At 66.8% G+C, this 17,316-nt stretch carries 14 protein-coding genes and 1 riboswitch; of the genes, 10 read left to right on the top strand and 4 right to left on the bottom strand.

Translation table 11 applies throughout. From position 1 onward, the window contains the following. Positions 1-11 precede the first annotated feature (11 nt). From EDC62_RS08285 to EDC62_RS08270, 4 genes are all read left to right on the top strand, one after another. Positions 12-272, top strand: a complete 261-nt coding sequence (locus EDC62_RS08285; protein WP_124222536.1) for a DUF4212 domain-containing protein — start codon at positions 12-14, stop codon at positions 270-272. Between the two features lie 11 nt (positions 273-283). Beyond that, positions 284-2,089, top strand: a complete 1,806-nt coding sequence (locus EDC62_RS08280; RefSeq protein WP_124222534.1) for a sodium:solute symporter family protein — start codon at positions 284-286, stop codon at positions 2,087-2,089. Positions 2,090-2,321: 232 nt separating this feature from the next. Continuing rightward, positions 2,322-2,675, top strand: a complete 354-nt coding sequence (locus EDC62_RS08275; RefSeq protein WP_124222531.1) for a hypothetical protein — start codon at positions 2,322-2,324, stop codon at positions 2,673-2,675. Between the two features lie 8 nt (positions 2,676-2,683). After that, positions 2,684-4,855 carry a 3'-5' exonuclease gene (locus tag EDC62_RS08270; protein ID WP_124222530.1) on the top strand — a complete coding sequence of 724 codons (2,172 nt, stop codon included), beginning with the start codon at positions 2,684-2,686 and terminating at the stop codon, positions 4,853-4,855. Between the two features lie 135 nt (positions 4,856-4,990). Here the strand turns inward: EDC62_RS08270 and EDC62_RS08265 are convergent, their stop codons facing one another. The 4 genes from EDC62_RS08265 to EDC62_RS08250 all read right to left on the bottom strand — a co-directional run bounded on the left by EDC62_RS08265 (position 4,991) and on the right by EDC62_RS08250 (position 10,759). Next, on the bottom strand, positions 4,991-6,523 hold the full coding sequence (locus EDC62_RS08265; protein WP_211330957.1) for a putative nucleotidyltransferase substrate binding domain-containing protein: 1,533 nt from the start codon (positions 6,521-6,523) through the stop codon (positions 4,991-4,993). A gap of 69 nt (positions 6,524-6,592) precedes the next feature. Then, positions 6,593-7,438: an HAD family hydrolase gene (locus EDC62_RS08260; protein ID WP_124222528.1), complete on the bottom strand. Its 846-nt coding sequence runs from the start codon at positions 7,436-7,438 to the stop codon at positions 6,593-6,595. Beyond that, positions 7,435-9,078, bottom strand: a complete 1,644-nt coding sequence (locus EDC62_RS08255; protein ID WP_245968808.1) for a peptide chain release factor 3 — start codon at positions 9,076-9,078, stop codon at positions 7,435-7,437. Before EDC62_RS08255 ends, EDC62_RS08260 begins: the two co-directional genes overlap by 4 nt. 97 nt (positions 9,079-9,175) lie before the next feature. After that, a complete protein-coding gene (locus EDC62_RS08250) occupies positions 9,176-10,759 on the bottom strand; it encodes a glycerol-3-phosphate dehydrogenase/oxidase (RefSeq protein WP_124222526.1) in 1,584 nt (527 codons plus the stop codon). 89 nt (positions 10,760-10,848) lie between these two features. On the opposite strand from EDC62_RS08250, the gene glpK reads away from it, so the two are divergent. The 6 genes from glpK (at position 10,849) to EDC62_RS08220 (ending at position 17,288) form a co-directional block, all read left to right on the top strand. Then, positions 10,849-12,342 (top strand): glycerol kinase GlpK, encoded by a 1,494-nt coding sequence (gene glpK / locus EDC62_RS08245; protein WP_124222524.1) that lies wholly within the window; start codon positions 10,849-10,851, stop codon positions 12,340-12,342. A gap of 46 nt (positions 12,343-12,388) precedes the next feature. Further along, positions 12,389-12,577 carry a hypothetical protein gene (locus EDC62_RS08240; protein ID WP_124222522.1) on the top strand — a complete coding sequence of 63 codons (189 nt, stop codon included), beginning with the start codon at positions 12,389-12,391 and terminating at the stop codon, positions 12,575-12,577. A gap of 52 nt (positions 12,578-12,629) precedes the next feature. Next, positions 12,630-12,709: riboswitch (S-adenosyl-L-homocysteine riboswitch) on the top strand. Positions 12,710-12,778: 69 nt separating this feature from the next. Next, the gene (gene ahcY / locus EDC62_RS08235) at positions 12,779-14,218 is read left to right on the top strand and encodes an adenosylhomocysteinase (protein WP_124222520.1); all 1,440 of its coding nucleotides are present in this window, start codon (positions 12,779-12,781) and stop codon (positions 14,216-14,218) included. A gap of 13 nt (positions 14,219-14,231) precedes the next feature. Then, positions 14,232-15,050, top strand: coding sequence for a TlyA family RNA methyltransferase (locus EDC62_RS08230; protein WP_124222518.1), 819 nt, complete (start codon positions 14,232-14,234; stop codon positions 15,048-15,050). Then, positions 15,047-15,898, top strand: coding sequence for a methylenetetrahydrofolate reductase [NAD(P)H] (gene metF, locus EDC62_RS08225; protein WP_124222515.1), 852 nt, complete (start codon positions 15,047-15,049; stop codon positions 15,896-15,898). Before EDC62_RS08230 ends, metF begins: the two co-directional genes overlap by 4 nt. 112 nt (positions 15,899-16,010) lie before the next feature. Beyond that, positions 16,011-17,288, top strand: a complete 1,278-nt coding sequence (locus tag EDC62_RS08220; RefSeq protein WP_124222513.1) for an O-acetylhomoserine aminocarboxypropyltransferase/cysteine synthase family protein — start codon at positions 16,011-16,013, stop codon at positions 17,286-17,288. Positions 17,289-17,316: the final 28 nt, after the last annotated feature.

Raw genomic sequence — 17,316 nt, 5'->3', positions numbered from 1 at the left:
GAGGAGACCTCATGAAGCATGACTATGACAGTCAGGCCTACTGGAAGGAAACACTCAAGCTGCTGAGGAATGTGCTCATCCTCTGGTTCTTGGTGTCCTACGGGGCCGGCATTTTGTTCGTGGACTTTTTCAACCAGTTCCATCTCGGCGGTTATCCGCTGGGTTTCTGGTTTGCCCATCAGGGGTCCATGTATTTCTTCGTGGCGCAGATCTTCTACTACGCCTGGCGCATGAACAACCTGGACGTCAAGTTCGACGTTCATGAAGACTGAGGGCCGAGATCATGGATCTTCAAACCACCATCTACATCATCGTCGGTCTGAGCTTCGCGCTCTACATCGGCATTGCCATCTGGGCGCGTGCGGGCTCCACCAGCGAGTTTTACGCGGCCGGCGGCTCCGTGCACCCCGTGATGAACGGCATGGCCACGGCGGCGGACTGGATGAGCGCAGCGTCCTTCATCTCCATGGCCGGCTTGATTGCCAACATGGGGTACGGCGGCGGCCTCTTCCTCATGGGCTGGACGGGCGGCTACGTGCTGCTGGCCATGCTGCTCGCGCCCTACCTGCGCAAGTTCGGCAAGTTCACCGTGCCGCAGTTCATCGGCGACCGCTTCTATTCCAAGAGCGCGGGCGTGGTGGCTGTTATCTGCCTGCTGGTCGCTTCGCTGACCTACATCATCGGGCAGATGACGGGCGTGGGCGTGGCCTTCGCGCGCTTCCTTGGCGTTTCGTCTGAAGTGGGCATTTATGTGGGCATGGGCATCGTGTTCCTGTACGCGGTGTTCGGCGGCATGAAGGGCATCACCTACACCCAGGTGGCGCAGTACATCGTGCTGATCCTGGCCTATACCATTCCGGCCATCTTCATCTCCTTGCAACTGACGGGCGTCTTCCTGCCGCAAATCGGCCTGGGCAGCACCTTGACGGGAACCGACACCTACCTGCTGCAACGTCTCGATCAGGTCGTGACCGAGCTGGGCTTTGGCAAGTACACGACGACCACCGCGGGCAGCACGCTCAACATGTTCGTCTACACCCTGTCGCTGATGATCGGCACGGCTGGTTTGCCGCACGTCATCATGCGCTTCTTTACCGTGCCCTCGGTCAAAGATGCACGTTCCTCGGCCGGCTGGGCGCTGGTGTTCATCGCCATCCTCTACACCACGGCCCCCGCTGTGGCAGCCATGGCGAAGTACAACCTGCACGCCACCGTCAACACGGCGGTCAAGGCCGGCGGCGACCTCTATGCCCCCGAGGCCAGCATCAAGTATGACGAGCGTCCGGACTGGATGAAGCGTTGGGAAAAGACCGGTCTGCTGAAGTTCAAGGATGCCAACGGTGACGGTCGCATCCAGTACTACAACGACAAGACCAAGAACGAAGACGCCAAGAAGAAGGCCGAGGCGGCTGGCTGGAAGGGCAACGAACTCGACGTCAACGCCGACATCATCGTGCTCGCCAACCCCGAAATCGCGCTGCTGCCCAACTGGGTCATCGGCCTGGTGGCGGCGGGCGGTCTCGCGGCGGCGCTCTCGACGGCAGCCGGCTTGCTGATGGCGATTTCGGCGGCCATTTCGCACGACCTGGTCAAGAACGTGTTCATGCCTGACATCTCCGAGAAGGGTGAACTCATGGCGGGCAAGATCGCGATGGCCGTCTCCATTCTGGTGGCGGGCTACCTGGGCCTGAACCCGCCAGGCTTCGCGGCCGGTACCGTGGCGCTCGCCTTCGGGATTGCCGCGTCCTCGCTGTTCCCGGCGATCATGATGGGCATCTTCTCGAAGAAGATGAACAAGGAAGGCGCCATGGCCGGCATGCTCGCGGGCCTGTTCGTGACGCTCTTCTACGTGTTCGCGCACAAGGGCCTGTTCTTCATCAAGGGCACGGAGTACCTGGGTCTGATCGGCGGAGCCAACAGCTTCTTCGGCATTACGCCGGAAGCCTTCGGTGCGGTCGGTGCCCTGGTGAACTTCATCGTTGCCTTCATCGTCGACAAGATGACGGCCGAGCCGCCCGAGCACATCCAGCACATGGTCGAGAGCGTGCGGATCCCGCGCGGCTCGAAGCTGGTGGACGGCGCGCACTGACATCGCGCGTCCCGTTCGCCGGGCCGTCGGATCGATACCCAACGGTGTCGGCCGGCGGCCTGCTGGAGTCCCTCAGGCAACGCTGAATCCGTTCCGGCGATGCGCGGCGCGCGAGGAACTGGTTCAGCGTTGCCCCAAGCCTTGCCGCGCCTCTCGCCGGCAAGGCTTTTTTGTTTCGTCTCGTGTGGGATGATCCCGTGCCGTCCCTGGCGAGCGATCCTGGAGCCTTTTTATGGTGTTTGACGTCAGCGTCGCGCTGAGCTGGATTTTGTATCTCGCGCTGTTCCCCATCGCCTTCGTTTGGTTGCGTCGTGCCTGGCGCATCGGCGTGCGGCGGGATTTTTCCGAAGTGGCGCTCCGCCGGGGTGAGAGTCCGCCGAACGCAGAAAAGTATGCGCCTTACGATCTTGCTCTCCATCTGATCGCGGGCGGCATCGTTGCCTTTGTCATCGTCTCCGTCGCGCTTGGCGAACTGGAGTATCAGACGTGGACCGCCATTGCGGGCAGCACGATTTGGTGCAAGGTCTTTTTGAGCTATGCGCTGGCCCGCCAGGCCCACAGTGCCGCGGGCAAGGCGAAAACCTGATCCTGGCTATGAAACGGTTGCCTTGGGCCGTAAGGGCAGCGGCCATTCTTTCGGCGGCCCTGGGGCTGTGGCTACTGCTCGTGCTGGGCATGGTGAGCTCGACACTCGAGGGTGCGGCCCGGGCGGAGTGGTTGGGCGCGATCGAGGGGCACTGGCCCTTGCTGCTGATGGGGTGGTTGTTTGCCAGCCTTGGCGTTTATTCGTTCGCGCGTGCTGTCGAGCGACGCTTCGTACGCATGCCGGCCCGCTTGGCTGAGCGGGTCCGCAGCCTCGTCGCCGATGAGCGGGCGCAAGGCATCGAACCCCAGCGCGGGGGAGACGATGCGCCCCTCGTTGAAGCGATCAATGCCCTGGCCGCACAGCGACAGGCGCTTCGGGCCGAGGTTGAGGCACGCGTGGCCGAAGGTAGCCGCCGTGTGGAGGCCGAGCGCAACCGCCTTGCGGCGCTGGTTGGCGAATTGCCGCAGGCCGTCGTCGTCTGCAATGTGGATGGTCGCATCGTCCTCTACAACCGGCGGGCCCGGTTGCAGTTTCGGGCCTTGTCCGAGCATGGGGACTTGACCGAGGGTAAGGACCTGCTCGGCATTGGGCGTTCGATTTACGCGGTTTTTGAGCGCGCGCTCATCGCGCATGCACTCGACCGCATCCAGACCCGCCTGGAGCGGGGTGCGCGGCTGCCGACGGCACAGTTCGTGACGGTCACCCGCGCGGGTCAGTTGCTGCGCGTGCTCGTCACACCGGTCTTGGCTGCGGAGTCCGTAGACGGTGTGGAGGATGGTGCCGACGGCGAGAAGGGCGCGGCCGAATTGCGCGGCTTCGTTCTGATCCTGGAAAACGTGACTCGTCAGTATGCGGAGGCGGCCGAGCGCGAGGCCGCCGTCCTGGCTCTGGGCTTGAAGGTTGGGCCGGTGCTCGGGGAATTGCGCGCCGCCGTTGCGGGCCTGGATGAACCCGCGAGTCAAAGCCGCTTGCGGGAGTCGCTGCGGACACTGGAGCAGTCGATCCAGACCTGGACGCAGGAGAGTGCACGGCTCGTGCAGCAGCGCTGGCCGCTGGAAGACGTTCTTGCAGGTGACTTTTTCCGCGCCGTTGCTGCACGCATTTCGGCGGCGACGGGACGCGCCCCCTCGATCGAGCTTCCCGACGAGGCGCTGTGGATGCGACTCGACAGCTTCTCGATGATCCAGGCGCTGGCTTACCTTGCGCAGCGTCTGGTCGATGAATATGACGTGCGCTACCTGCGGCTGCGGGCGATGGCAGCAGGACCGGTGGTCCACGTCGACCTGGTTTGGACCGGGCAAGCCTTGAACAATGAGACCGCAATGTCCTGGGGTTTCGACCCATTCGGACCGGGCGCACCGGCATCAGCGCTGACGGTGCGGGAGGTGGTCGACCGACACGCTGCGCAATGGTGGTTTGAGCGCGATCGCGTGCGCAATGAAGGCTTTTTCCGTTTCGTTTTGGCGCGGGTGCAGGATGTGCACGCCTCGGTCGAGGCGACCGAGGCCCCGCTGCAGAGTCGCCCCGAGTTTTTCGATTTCGATTTGTTCGCCCACCGCGAGGTCGATGAAGCGCTGCTCGATCGGCCGCTGTCGAGCTTGACCTATTGCGTGTTCGACACGGAAACCACGGGTTTGAATCCATCGGCGGGCGACGCAATCATCCAAATCGGTGCGGTGCGCGTCGTCAATGGGCGCGTGTTGCGGCAGGAGTCGTTTGAACAGCTCGTCGATCCGGGACGGCCGATTCCTGCTGCGAGCATACCGATACACGGCATCACGCCCGAGATGGTGGCGGGCAAGCCGCGGATCGAGAATGTCCTGCCCGCGTTCCACCGATTCGCGACGGACGCGGTTCTGGTGGCGCACAACGCGGCGTTCGACATGAAGTTCCTGCAGCTGTTGGAGCCCCGTACCGGCCTGCGCTTCGATCATCCCGTGTTGGACACGCTGCTCCTGTCGACCCTCGTGCACCCCAATGAGGAGTCGCACCGCCTCGAGGCGCTGGCCGAACGCTTCCACATCCCGGTGGTGGGTCGCCACACCGCACTGGGGGACGCGCTGGTGACCGCCGAGGTGTGGGTGCGGCTGCTGCCCCTGCTGCAGGCACAGGGAATCCATACACTCGGGCAGGCTCTCGAAGCCTCCCGGAAAACCTACTACGCGCGGCTCAAGTACTGAGCCTAAATCCTGCAGTTGACCGCTGCTCGCGAAAAGCAAGGTGTCGAGGCAACGCTGAACAAGTCCCTCGCGCGCGCCCTCGCGGGAGCGGATACCGCGTCGCCTCAAGGCGCCTCGGTGCCCGGCGTGTCGGGGCTATTTGTAGCTGCCCCCGCCATACCGCTGCGCCAACACGCTCTGGAGCGTCTGGATGACCTTGAACGCTTCCAGCAATTGGCGTTGGTCCAGGCTGGAGAGCTCTTTGGGGGAAACGAAGTTGTCGGGCTTGAGGCCGGCCTCGGTTTGCCGGGCTTGATGGCTCAGGCGAATGCGCCCGATGACCTCGAGTGCATCCGTCAGGTCCCGGGCCGCTTCGTCGCTCAAGCTGCCGGCGCGGGCCGCGGCTTGCAATCGGTCGTAGGTATTGACCTCAGGCACCCCTGCAGCGAGGGCGAAGATCCGTGCCAGGTCGATGACGGGCACGCTGCCTTTGTGTTTGAGGTCGATCCGCCCCTTGTGTTCGCCGCGACTTTCCGTCGCGAGCTGGCCGAGCCAGGTCAGAGCGGGCCGATGTTGCAGCGCGTTGCCGGCCAGATGCGCCAGGAACAGGCTGTTGCCTCGTGTCTGCGCGAGCGTTTGCGTGCGCAGACGATCGAGCAAAGCGGTGTCGCCCGCGATCGCCCTCAGGTCGAAGAACACGCTGGTCAGCATCAGCGCCTTGGGCTCCGGCCGGTTGATCCAGCCGTCGAAATACGCCTGCCAGCGGCCCAGCGGCTGCCGCCACTGGTCCGTCATCGCCATCATTTCGCCTGGGCAGTACACATAGCCGCAGGCATTGAGTCCGTCGCATACAAAGCGCGCGAGCGCCTCGAAATACTCGCCGTCCCGCTGCGGGTCGTAGGCGTCGTCGAGGATCATGCAGTTGTCCTGGTCGGAGCGCGCGGTCTGCTCGCTGCGACCCTGCGAGCCGGCCGCCACCCAGACATACGGCACGGGCGCGTTCCCAAGCTGCTGATGCGCGAGTTGCAGCAGGCGCCGCGTGACCGCGTCCGTGATACTGGTGATGATGCGCCCGCTCGTGCCGGCTGGTGTCGCATTCGCGGCCAGCTGCCGCTGCAGTTGCGCCACCTGGGCGGACGCGCGCGCCAGACCGGCCACGTCGCCTTGGCGTGAGATGTCCCCCACGAGGTAAATTGCCGACGCGGTTTGCCGCTGGGCGAGGTCGCCGGCGGTCAGCATGCCCAGAACCCGACCGCCCTCCACCACGGGAAGGTGGTGGATGCCCCGCTCGGTCATCAGCAGCAAGGCCTCGAAGGCCGCCGCGGTCGCGGGCAGGGTGATCGGGTCGCGCGTACCGACCTGAATGGCCGGGCGCGCGGTATCGAGTCCTTCGGCCAGCACGCGGTTGCGCAGATCGCGGTCGGTCACGATGCCCACCAATCGATCCCCATCCATGAGCAGGACGGACGACACTTTGGCGTCGCGCATCCGGACCGCCACCTCCCGAATCGAGGCATCTTGGTTTGCGGTGACGGGGGTGCTGCGCATGAGCGCGCGCACGGGGGTGGCCATCCACCCGGTGTCGGCGTTCGATGCCGCCGTCGCCGTCGCCGTCGCCGCCGCCGCTGGCGTGGGCGCCTCCGGGGCGGCCGGATGTTCTTCGGGCTTTGGCGTCAGATTTCTGGGCATGGGCTTGGGTGGGGAATCCAGCGTGGTGTCGGCGCTATGGTCGGTCCTGTCCCGCCCGGGTTCCCCAGGCTACGGTTGGCGAGCCGCGAGCAAAGCGCGGGTGAGTTCGGCAAAACCGGCGCCGTGTGCGGCCTGTGTCCGATAGAGCGGCGGCGGGCGCAGTTGGTCGGCAAAGCGCGCGATGTTGGCCACGCCGACGCTGTAGCGGAAGTGGCGGAACATCGGCTCGTCGTTGATCGAGTCGCCCACGGCGACCCAGTGGTCGAGCTCGTCGTTCAGCCGGCGGCCGAACAAGGCCTCGGCGGCCCACTGGGCGCCACTCCATTTGTCGAAGGCGTTGACCGCGCCGTGCACATGGATGCTGCTGCGGGTGGTGTGCAGCCCCTCGGCGCGCAGCAGCGCGAGGATGGCGTCGATCTGCGCAGCGTCGAGGTGCTGGAACTCCGCGACGTCGAAAGCGATGTCGGTTTCACGCCCTTCGCTGTCGCGCGAGAGCGCTGCGCCCGGCACCTCGCGCAGCACGCGCGCGGCCACGCGCTGCATGTGCGCCCTGTTGCGCGCGCGGGTGGGGGCGTCTTCTCGGTATAGTTTTGATAGCGAAACATCCCCGTTTGGCGCTGGGGTTCCGGCGTTTTTTTCTGAAAACAGGGCCACGGCGCCGTTTTCGGCCACGATGGCGGGCACGGGCCAGCGCGCGGCGAGCGTTTCGCACCAGCCCACGGGCCGGCCGGTGATGGGGACGACGATGACCCCCGCCTCCCGCAGCGCGGCCAGCGCGGCCAGCGCGTCGGGGGTGATCTGCCCCTCGGTGGTCAAGGTGTCGTCGATGTCGGTGAATACGCCGTGGATGCGCGCGCGCTGGGCGGCCGGCCATTCATGCAGCGGACGCAGCGGCTGGGGGCGCGGCGTGCTCATGCTGCGCTGCCGAGGCTCAGGCCCGCATGCTCGCGCAGCGGGTGGAAGTGGATTTTGGGAAAGCGCTCCTGCGCGAGCCGCACGTCGTAGGGGCTGGTGCAGAGGTAGGCCAGCGCGTCGGCGGCGTCGCGCGCCAGGCGCTGCGGATAGGCGTCGCAGAAGGCGCGCAGTTCGGCCGGGGTGTCCGCGCTGATCCAGCGCGCGCCGGTGTAGGGGCAGCCTTCGAGCCGCACGTCGCAGTCGTATTCGGTCTTGAGCCGGTGTTGCACCACCTCGAACTGCAGCTGGCCGACGGCGCCGAGCAGCATCGGCCCGCCCATTTCGGGCTTGAAGACCTGGATCGCGCCCTCCTCGCCGAGCTGCGCGAGGCCCATCTGCAATTGCTTGGTCCGCAGCGGGTTCTTGAGGATGACGGTCATGAACAGCTCGGGCGCGAAGAAGGGCAGGCCCGTGTATTGCAAGGCCACCGTTCCGTCGGTGATGGTGTCGCCGAGCTGCACGCCACCGTGCGTGGTAAAGCCGATGATGTCGCCCGCATAGGCTTCATCGACCGCCTCGCGGCGCTGGCTCATGAAGGTCACGACGGAGGTGGGGCGCAGTTCCTTGGCGGTGCGCTGCACCTTGAGCTTCATGCCCGGCTGGTACTGGCCCGACGCCACGCGCACGAAGGCGATGCGGTCGCGGTGGTTCGCATCCATGTTGGCCTGCACCTTGAACACCACCCCGGAGAAGAAGCCATCGTCGGGCTGCACCACGCGCTCGACGGTCTGGCCTTGGGTGAGCAAATGGCTCTTGCGCGGCCCAGGCGGCGGCGCCAGGTCCACCAGCGCGTCGAGCACTTCCATGACGCCGAAGTTGTTGACGCCCGAGCCGAAGAACACCGGGGTCTGCTTGCCGGCCAGGAAGGCTTGGCGGTCGAAGGCGGGCGAGGCGCCGGTGGCCAGCTCCATGCTCTCGAGCGCCGTGTCCCAGTCGTGCCCAAAGCGCGCGCGCAGCGCGTCGGCCTGGGCGAGCGGCAGCGTCTCGAAGTCCTGCGGCCGGCGCTCGCTGCCGGCTTCGAACACCGTCATCGCCTGCGTGCGCAGGTTGATGATGCCGCCGAAATGCTTGCCCTGGCCCACCGGCCAGGTCATCGGCACGCAGGGCATGCCGAGCTCGCGCTCGACCTCGTCGAGGATGTCGAGCGGGTCGCGCACCTCGCGGTCCATCTTGTTGACGAAGGTGAGGATGGGCGTGTTGCGCTGGCGGCAGACTTCGATGAGCCGCTTGGTCTGCGCCTCGACGCCGTTGGCCGCGTCGATCACCATCAGCGCCGAATCGACCGCGGTGAGCACGCGGTAGGTGTCTTCGGAAAAGTCTTTGTGGCCGGGGGTGTCGAGCAGGTTGATGACATGCTCGCGGTAGAGCATTTGCATCACCGAACTCGCCACCGAAATGCCACGCTGCTTCTCGATCTCCATCCAGTCGCTGGTGGCATGGCGGCTGGCCTTGCGGCCCTTGACCGCACCGGCGATCTGGATCGCGCCCGAGAACAGCAGCAGCTTCTCGGTCAGCGTGGTCTTGCCCGCGTCGGGGTGCGAGATGATGGCAAAGGTGCGGCGGCGCCGGACCTCTGCGGCGATCTGAGAATTCTGGGACACGGGTTTCCTGTGCGGTGGTGACGCTGCCCGCGCGGACCCGGCGGGCCTGGGCGCGCAGACGCGGCGCCGTCGAGGGCTCGATTTTACTAGTCGGCCGTCATGCGGGATGTTGCGGGCCGTCGGGCAGGTAGTGGCGGCACAGCGCCTCGAACTCGCCGAGTCGAGGCTCCGCGCAGCCTTCTTCGGTCAGGATCTCGGCGACCCGGGGCGCCATCGCGGCGGCGGCTCGGGCATCGAGAAAGAGGGCGCGCCAGCGCCGGGCGAGCACGTCTTCGACCGTGTGCGCGTATTCATGGCGCACGGCGTAGCGCACCATGGCTTCGGTCAAGCCCAGTCCCAGCAGGTTGTGCGCGCCTGGACAGGCCAGCACTTCCGGGGCCCGGCGGCCATAGAGATGCAAGCCCGGTGGCGCGTGTATCGGCACCGGCGGGGACGGAGGCTCGCCGTCGACAGGGGCTCCGTCCAGACGGTGCCGGGCGGTTTGCGCGCCGGGCCTGGGGGGCAGTAAGCCCGCCGCAAAGCAGTGCGCCATCACATCTTCGGCCATCGCGCGGTAGGTGGTCCACTTGCCGCCGGTGACCGTCAACAGCCCGCCGTCCTCGACCACGACGGTGTGTTCCCGCGACAGCGCCTTGGTTTCGCCGCGGGCGTTCCGGGGCGGCGCCACGAGCGGTCGCAGCCCGACCCAGACGCTGCGGATGTCGCGCCCAAGCACGGGGCGGCGCAACACATGGGCCGCTTCGCTCAACAAAAACGCCAGTTCCTCGGCAAAGGGCTGCGGTTCGCGCGGAGAATCGGGGCGCGGCGTGTCGGTTGTGCCCAGCACCAGCTTGCCCAGCCACGGCACCGCGAACAGCACGCGACCGTCGCGCGTCTTGGGCACCAACAGCGCGTGATCGCCCGGCAACACCGTGCGGTCCACCACCACATGCACGCCCTGGCTGGGGCTGACCATGCGCTCGGGTTCGCGGGTCACCCCGGCACGCGCGCGCAGCGCGTCGACCCAAACCCCGGTGGCGTTGACCACACACGAGGCTTCCACCGACTGGCTGTGACCCGAGCAGCGGTCACGCACCGTGACGCTCCAGCCGCCTGCCGCGAGCCGCTGCAGCGCCTCGACCTCGGCGTAGTTGAACAACTGTGCGCCGGCTTCGACAGCCGTGCGGGCCAGGGCCAGGGCCAGGCGGGCGTCGTCGAACTGGGCGTCCCAGTATTCGACGCCACCCTGGAGTCCCTCGGGGCGGATGCCGGGCAAGGCCGCCAGCGTCTGCGCTGGGTCCAGCAGGCGCGTAGGCCCGAGCCGCGCACGGCCGGCCATCCAGTCGTAGAGCTTGAGCCCGGCGCCATACCAGGGCTTTTCCCACCACGCATAAGCCGGCATCACGAAAGGCAGTGGCTGCGCCAAATGGGGGGCGATGCGCAGCACGGTGCTGCGCTCGGTCAAGGCCTCGCGCACCAGTGCGATGTTGCCCTGCGCCAGATAACGCACGCCGCCGTGCAGCAGTTTGGTCGACCGCGACGAGGTGCCGCCCGCAAAATCGTGCGACTCGAACAGGGCCACCGTAAACCCCCGCAGCGCGGCGTCCAGAGCCACTCCGAGCCCGGTGGCGCCACCGCCGACCACGACCAAATCCAGCCGGGGTTGGCGTTCGAGGCAGGCGAGGCGTTGGGTGGGTTTCATGATCGGTCGATCGCCTGGGAGGGCGTGCGGACTGGGGCTGGCTTGATGTATTGTCGCCTTCCACGACGCTCACGTTTGCGAGGCACCCCATGAGCCATCTTCTGGCCCTGGATCAGGGCACATCGAGTTCGCGCAGCATCGTGTTCGACCCCGAGGGGCGGGTGCGGGCGATGGCGCAGCGCGAGTTGCGCCAGATCTACCCGCAGCCGGGCTGGGTGGAGCACGACCCGCGCGAGATCTGGAGCACCCAGTTGGAGACCGCGCGCGAGGCGCTGGCCAAGGCGGGTCTCCAGGCCGCCGACATCCGCGCCGTGGGCATCACCAACCAGCGCGAGACGACCATCGTGTGGAACCGCCGTACCGGCGAGCCCATTTACAACGCCATCGTCTGGCAGGACCACCGTACCGAGCCCGAATGCGCCGCGTTGCGCGAACGCGGCCTCAGCGAATCGGTGTTGCAAAAAACGGGGCTGCGCATCGACGCGTATTTCTCGGGCACGAAGCTGCAGTGGATCTTGGACCATGTGCCCGGTGCGCGCGCCCAGGCCGAAGCGGGCGAACTGGCCTTTGGCACCGTGGACAGTTGGCTGATTTGGCAGCTGACCGGCGGGGCGGCCCACGTCACGGATGGGAGCAACGCCTCGCGCACCCTTTTGTTCAACATCCACACCCGACAGTGGGACGCGGATTTGCTGGCGGCTTTGCGCATCCCGGCGGCGCTGATGCCCGCGGTCTTGCCCTCCAGCGCCCATTTCGGCGAGGTTCGGCCCGATTGGTTCGGCGGCCCGCTGGAGATCGCGGGCGTCGCGGGCGACCAGCAAAGCGCGCTGTTCGGCCAGGCGTGTTTTTCCGCGGGCATGGCCAAGAACACCTACGGTACGGGCTGCTTCATGTTGATGCATACCGGCGAGCACTTTCAGGTCAGCCAAAACGGCCTCATCACCACCGCCGCGGCGCAGTTGCCGGGGCCGCCGCAATATGCCCTCGAAGGCAGTGTGTTCATCGGCGGCGCGGTGGTGCAATGGCTGCGCGACGGCCTGCGGGCCATTGCGTCGAGCAGCGAGGTGCAGGCGCTGGCGCAGAGCGTGCCCGACTCCGGCGGCGTGGTGCTGGTTCCCGCGTTCACCGGCCTGGGCGCGCCTTATTGGCAGCCCGATGCGCGCGGCGCCATCGTGGGCCTCACGCGCGGCAGCACGGTCGCGCACATTGCCCGGGCGGCGCTCGAGAGCATCGCCTTTCAGAGCGCGGCGCTGCTGCAAGCGATGAGCCGCGACGCGGTTGCCAGCGGCGGATCGCCCGTGACCGAGCTGCGGGTCGACGGGGGCGCCAGCGTCAACGATCTGCTCATGCAGTTTCAGGCCGACTTGCTGGGCATACCTGTGGTGCGGCCCGCGGTGGTCGAAACCACGGCGCTCGGCGTGGCTTATCTGGCCGGCCTGCATGTGGGCTTGTACGCTGGGCTCGACGAGCTGTCGCGCCAGTGGCGGGCCGAGCGCGTGTTCCATCCCACGATGTCGCGCGAGCGCGCGGCCGAACGGATGGCGCAATGGGAACATGCGGTTCGGCAGACGATCGCGCCTTGAACCTAAATCCGGCAGTTGACCGCTACTCGCGAAAAGCAATGTGTTGATGTTTCAGCAATTTTCAGTGCGCAGGCCCTACACCTTTTGGGCGAGCGCTGTGCGCCCGTTCGAGTCGCCCTCGGGCGCGGGGGCGGCGTTGCAAATCCTCGCCATGGCACCCGCCATGGCTGTGGTTTGCGCCTTGCCCGCGCACCCGATGACGACCCGCCCAGGCGCGCCCAACTGCCGGATTTAGGTTGAACAACTCCCTCGCGCGCGGGCCCGAGTCTGTTCGCGTAAAATCCGGCGCTTCCGAGGAGCGTTGCAGCGCCCCTGCCGATGGTGGGGCGTGAGGCTCGGAACAGAAACACAACGACGCTCACCCGCTGCAACTGGGGTGAGTTCGTCCCCCTCCCGGTGTGCGGCGGTTCCACTCTTTGTTGTTTTGGAGCCCCTCATGAACGCACGCATCCCCACCCCCAACACAGCAGCCGATCGCGCCATTGCCGACATGGGCCTGGCTGACTGGGGCCGCAAAGAAATCCGCATCGCCGAGACCGAGATGCCCGGCCTCATGGCCATCCGTGAGGAACTGGCCGCATCGCAGCCGCTCAAGGGCGCGCGCATCACCGGCAGCCTGCACATGACCATCCAGACGGCGGTGCTGATCGAGACGCTGCAGGCACTCGGCGCACGGGTGCGCTGGGCCTCGTGCAACATCTTCTCGACGCAGGACCATGCGGCCGCCGCGATTGCCGCCGCCGGCACGCCGGTGTTCGCGATCAAAGGCGAGAGCCTGGCCGACTACTGGGACTACACCCACCGCATCTTCGAGTTCGGCCCGGCCGGAGCGCCCGACGAAGGCCCGAACATGATCCTCGACGACGGCGGCGACGCCACGCTGCTCATGCACCTGGGTCGCCGCGCCGAGACCGACCCGTCCGTCATTGCGAACCCGCAGAGCGAGGAAGAGCGCTGCCTCTACGCTGCGATCCGCGCCAAGCTCGCGCAGGACCCGACCTGGTACAGCCGCAAGAGCGCGCAGATCATCGGCGTGACCGAGGAGACGACCACGGGCGTGCATCGCCTCAAGGAAATGTCGGCCCAAGGCACGCTGCTGTTCCGCGCGATCAACGTCAACGATTCAGTGACCAAGAGCAAGTTCGACAACCTCTACGGCTGCCGCGAGTCGCTCGTCGACGGCATCAAACGCGCGACCGACGTGATGATCGCCGGCAAGATCGCCGTGGTGTGCGGCTACGGCGACGTGGGCAAGGGCAGCGCGCAGGCGCTGCGTGCGCTCTCGGCGCAGGTGTGGGTGACCGAGATCGACCCGATTTGCGCGCTGCAAGCGGCGATGGAAGGCTATCGCGTCGTCACCATGGACGAGGCGGCCGACAAGGCCGACATCTTCGTCACCGCCACCGGCAACCGCGACGTCATCACCTACGCGCACATGGCGGCCATGAAAGACCAGGCCATCGTGTGCAACATCGGTCACTTCGACAATGAAATCGACGTCGCCGCGCTCGAGGCGAATTGCCGCTTTGAGGAGATCAAGCCCCAGGTCGACCATGTGGTGTTCCCCGATGGCAAGCGCATCATCCTGCTGGCCAAGGGGCGGCTCGTGAACCTCGGCTGCGCCACCGGCCACCCGAGCTTCGTGATGTCGAGCTCGTTTGCCAACCAGACCATCGCGCAGGTCGAGCTCTACACCCACCCCGAGCGCTACGAGCCCGGCAAGGTCTACGTGCTGCCCAAGCACCTCGACGAGAAAGTGGCCCGCCTGCACCTCAAGAAGGTCGGCGCGAAGCTGACCGAACTGACCGACGCGCAAGCCGCGTACATCGGCGTGCCCCGTCAAGGCCCCTACAAGGCCGACAGCTACCGCTATTGACCGCAGCGCGCCGATGCGGGCGGATCAACTGCTCGTCGAGCGCGGCGTTGCGGCCTCGCGCGCGCAGGCGCAGCGCCTGATCGCCTCGGGCCTGCGCTGGCGGGTCGCGGGCGGGGCGTGGCAGCGCGTCACGAAGAACGGCGCCGAACTGCCCGCCGAGGCCGAGCTGGAGCTGCTCGACGACGCCGAGGCGCGTTACGTCTCGCGCGGCGGGCTCAAGCTCCAAGGGGCGCTCGATGCGGCGGGCCTCGACGTGCGCGGCTGGCGTTGCCTCGACGTGGGTCAAAGCACCGGCGGCTTCACCGATTGCCTGCTGCAGCGCGGCGCAGAGCGCGTCGTGGGCGTGGACGTGGGCCACGGGCAATTGCACCCGCGGCTGCGCGCCGACCCGCGCGTGTGCGCGCTCGAAGGGGTCAACGCCCGCAGCTTGGACTTATCAAAAACAATAGCAGAACATGAGCATTTCACGCCGGCGTTCGGGGGAAAAAGCCCAGAATTCGACCTGATCGTCGGTGACCTGTCCTTCATCTCGCTCACGCGGGTGTTGCCCGCCCTCACGCCCATGCTCGGGCCTTCGGGTCAGTTGCTGATGCTGGTCAAGCCGCAGTTCGAGCTGCAGCCGGCGGACATCGGAAAGGGCGGCCTCGTCAAGGACGCGGCCCGCTACCCGGAAGTCGAGCAACGCCTGCGCGCGGCCTGCCGCACGCTCGGCCTCGAAGTGCTCGGCTGGTTCGACAGCCCGATCACCGGCGGCGACGGCAACCGCGAGTTTTTCATTCACGCCCGCTGGCCCGCAAACGCGGCGCCGACCCACGAGAGAGTCCCGGCATGAACGCCTTGCCCATCAGTTTCGAATTTTTTCCCCCGAAGACGCCCGAAGGCGCCGAGAAGCTGCGCGTCGTGCGCCGCGCGCTCTATGCTTGGGCGCCCGAGTTTTGCTCCGTCACCTACGGCGCGGGCGGCTCGACCCACGAAGGCAGCTTTGCGACCGTGCGCGAGATCCTCGCCGAAGGCGTGCCTGCCGCCGCGCACTTCTCCTGCGTGGGCGCGACCCGGGAGCGCGTGCGCGCGCAGCTGGCCGAACTCCACGCCATGGGCGTGCGCCGACTCGTCGCGCTGCGCGGCGACCTGCCCAGCGGCTACGGACTCGGCGGCGAGTTCCAGTATGCGAGCGACCTGGTCGCCTTCATCCGCGCCGAGACCGGCCGCGCGTTTCACATCGAGGTGGCCGCCTACCCCGAAATGCACCCGCAGGCGCGCAGCCCCGAGGCCGATGTGCAGGCCTTCGCCACGAAGGTGCGCGCGGGAGCCGACTCGGCCATCACCCAGTATTTCTACAACGCAGACGCGTATTTCCGGTTCCGCGACGAGGTGCACGCGCTGGGCTTGGACGTGCCCATCGTTCCCGGCATCATGCCGATCACGAGCGCCACGCAGCTGTTGCGCTTCTCCGACGCCTGCGGTGCCGAGGTGCCGCGCTGGGTCCGGCTGCGCCTGCAATCCTTTGGCGACGACGTGGAATCCATCAAAGCCTTTGGCCTCGATGTGGTTGCCGCACTGTGCGAGCGGCTGCGCGCAGGCGGCGCGCCGGGGCTGCACTTCTACACCATGAACCAAAGCGCGGCCACCATCGAGATCCTGCGCCGGCTCGGTCTGGGCAGGGCGGCGGTTGACGGTTGAATAAGCAAACAACCGATCCGTATTTCCGCCTTCCCGCGCGCCCTGGCATCATGGCGCGGTTTTTCGGCGGCGCGTCCGCCGCTTGATTCCCGCATCGCAACCGGAGTCCTCCATGAAACTCGAAACCCTTGCCGTCCACGCCGGCTACAGCCCCGACCCCACCACCAAGGCCGTGGCTGTGCCGATCTACCAGACCGTGGCCTATGCGTTCGACGACACGCAGCACGGGGCGGATCTGTTCGACCTCAAGGTGCCCGGCAACATCTACAGCCGCATCATGAACCCCACCCACGCGGTGCTCGAGGCGCGCCTGGCCGCGCTCGAAGGCGGCATCGGGGCGCTCGCTGTCGCCTCGGGCATGGCGGCCATCACCTACGCGATTCAGACCATCGCCGAGGCAGGCGACAACATCGTCTCGGCCAGCACGCTCTACGGCGGCACCTACAACCTGTTTGCGCACACGCTGCCGCAGCAAGGCATCACCGTGCGCTTTGCCGACCCGCGCGACCCGGCGTCCTTTGCTGCGCTCATCGACGAGCGCACCAAGGCCATCTATTGCGAATCGGTGGGCAACCCGCTGGGCAACGTGACCGACATCGGCGCGCTCGCCGCCGTCGCCCATGCCGCAGGCGTGCCGCTCATCGTCGACAACACCGTGCCCAGCCCCGCGCTGTGCCGCCCCTTCGAGTACGGCGCCGACATCGTCGTGCATTCACTCACCAAATACCTCGGCGGGCACGGCACCAGCATCGGCGGCGCCATCGTCGACAGCGGCAAGTTTCCCTGGGCTGAACACAAAGCCCGGTTCAAGCGCCTCAACGAGCCCGATGTGAGCTACCACGGCGTGGTCTACACCGAGGCGCTGGGCCCAGCGGCCTACATCGGGCGTGCCCGCGTCGTGCCCTTGCGCAACATGGGCGCGGCGCTCTCGCCCTTCAACGCTTTCCAGATCCTGCAGGGCATCGAGACGCTCCCGCTGCGCATGGACCGGATCTGCGAAAACGCGCTGCAGGTGGCGCGTCACCTGCAAGCGCACGCCAAGGTCGCTTGGGTGAATTACGCGGGCTTACCCGACCACCGCGACCACGCGCTGGTGCGCAAGTACATGGGTGGCCGCGCCTCGGGCATCATCAGCTTCGGCCTCAAGGCCGACGACGCGATGGCCGCCGGCGCGCGCTTCCAGGACGCGCTCAAGCTCTTCACCCGGCTCGTCAACATCGGCGACGCCAAGTCGCTCGCCTGCCACCCAGCCACGACCACCCACCGCCAGCTCAACGCCGAAGAAATGAAGAAGGCCGGTGTGAGCCCCGATATGGTCCGCCTGTCGATCGGCATCGAGCACATCGACGACCTTCTGGCCGACTTGGATCAGGCGCTCGAACGCGTGTGATCCGTGCCACAAAAAAGCCCGCGACTGC

This window comes from Tibeticola sediminis (genome assembly GCF_003843835.1).
GTDB lineage: Bacteria > Pseudomonadota > Gammaproteobacteria > Burkholderiales > Burkholderiaceae_C > Tibeticola > Tibeticola sediminis.
The sequence above is the reverse complement of the archived record's forward strand: the minus strand, read 5'-3'. Positions and strand labels throughout refer to the sequence as shown.

Coding starts and splice junctions, on each gene's coding strand:
- EDC62_RS08285 (WP_124222536.1), top strand. CDS start 12: ATGAAGCATGACTATGACAGTCAGGCCTACTGGAAGGAAACACTCAAG.
- EDC62_RS08280 (WP_124222534.1), top strand. CDS start 284: ATGGATCTTCAAACCACCATCTACATCATCGTCGGTCTGAGCTTCGCG.
- EDC62_RS08275 (WP_124222531.1), top strand. CDS start 2,322: ATGGTGTTTGACGTCAGCGTCGCGCTGAGCTGGATTTTGTATCTCGCG.
- EDC62_RS08270 (WP_124222530.1), top strand. CDS start 2,684: ATGAAACGGTTGCCTTGGGCCGTAAGGGCAGCGGCCATTCTTTCGGCG.
- EDC62_RS08265 (WP_211330957.1), bottom strand. CDS start 6,523: ATGCCCAGAAATCTGACGCCAAAGCCCGAAGAACATCCGGCCGCCCCG.
- EDC62_RS08260 (WP_124222528.1), bottom strand. CDS start 7,438: ATGAGCACGCCGCGCCCCCAGCCGCTGCGTCCGCTGCATGAATGGCCG.
- EDC62_RS08250 (WP_124222526.1), bottom strand. CDS start 10,759: ATGAAACCCACCCAACGCCTCGCCTGCCTCGAACGCCAACCCCGGCTG.
- glpK (WP_124222524.1), top strand. CDS start 10,849: ATGAGCCATCTTCTGGCCCTGGATCAGGGCACATCGAGTTCGCGCAGC.
- EDC62_RS08240 (WP_124222522.1), top strand. CDS start 12,389: ATGTTTCAGCAATTTTCAGTGCGCAGGCCCTACACCTTTTGGGCGAGC.
- ahcY (WP_124222520.1), top strand. CDS start 12,779: ATGAACGCACGCATCCCCACCCCCAACACAGCAGCCGATCGCGCCATT.
- EDC62_RS08230 (WP_124222518.1), top strand. CDS start 14,232: ATGCGGGCGGATCAACTGCTCGTCGAGCGCGGCGTTGCGGCCTCGCGC.
- metF (WP_124222515.1), top strand. CDS start 15,047: ATGAACGCCTTGCCCATCAGTTTCGAATTTTTTCCCCCGAAGACGCCC.
- EDC62_RS08220 (WP_124222513.1), top strand. CDS start 16,011: ATGAAACTCGAAACCCTTGCCGTCCACGCCGGCTACAGCCCCGACCCC.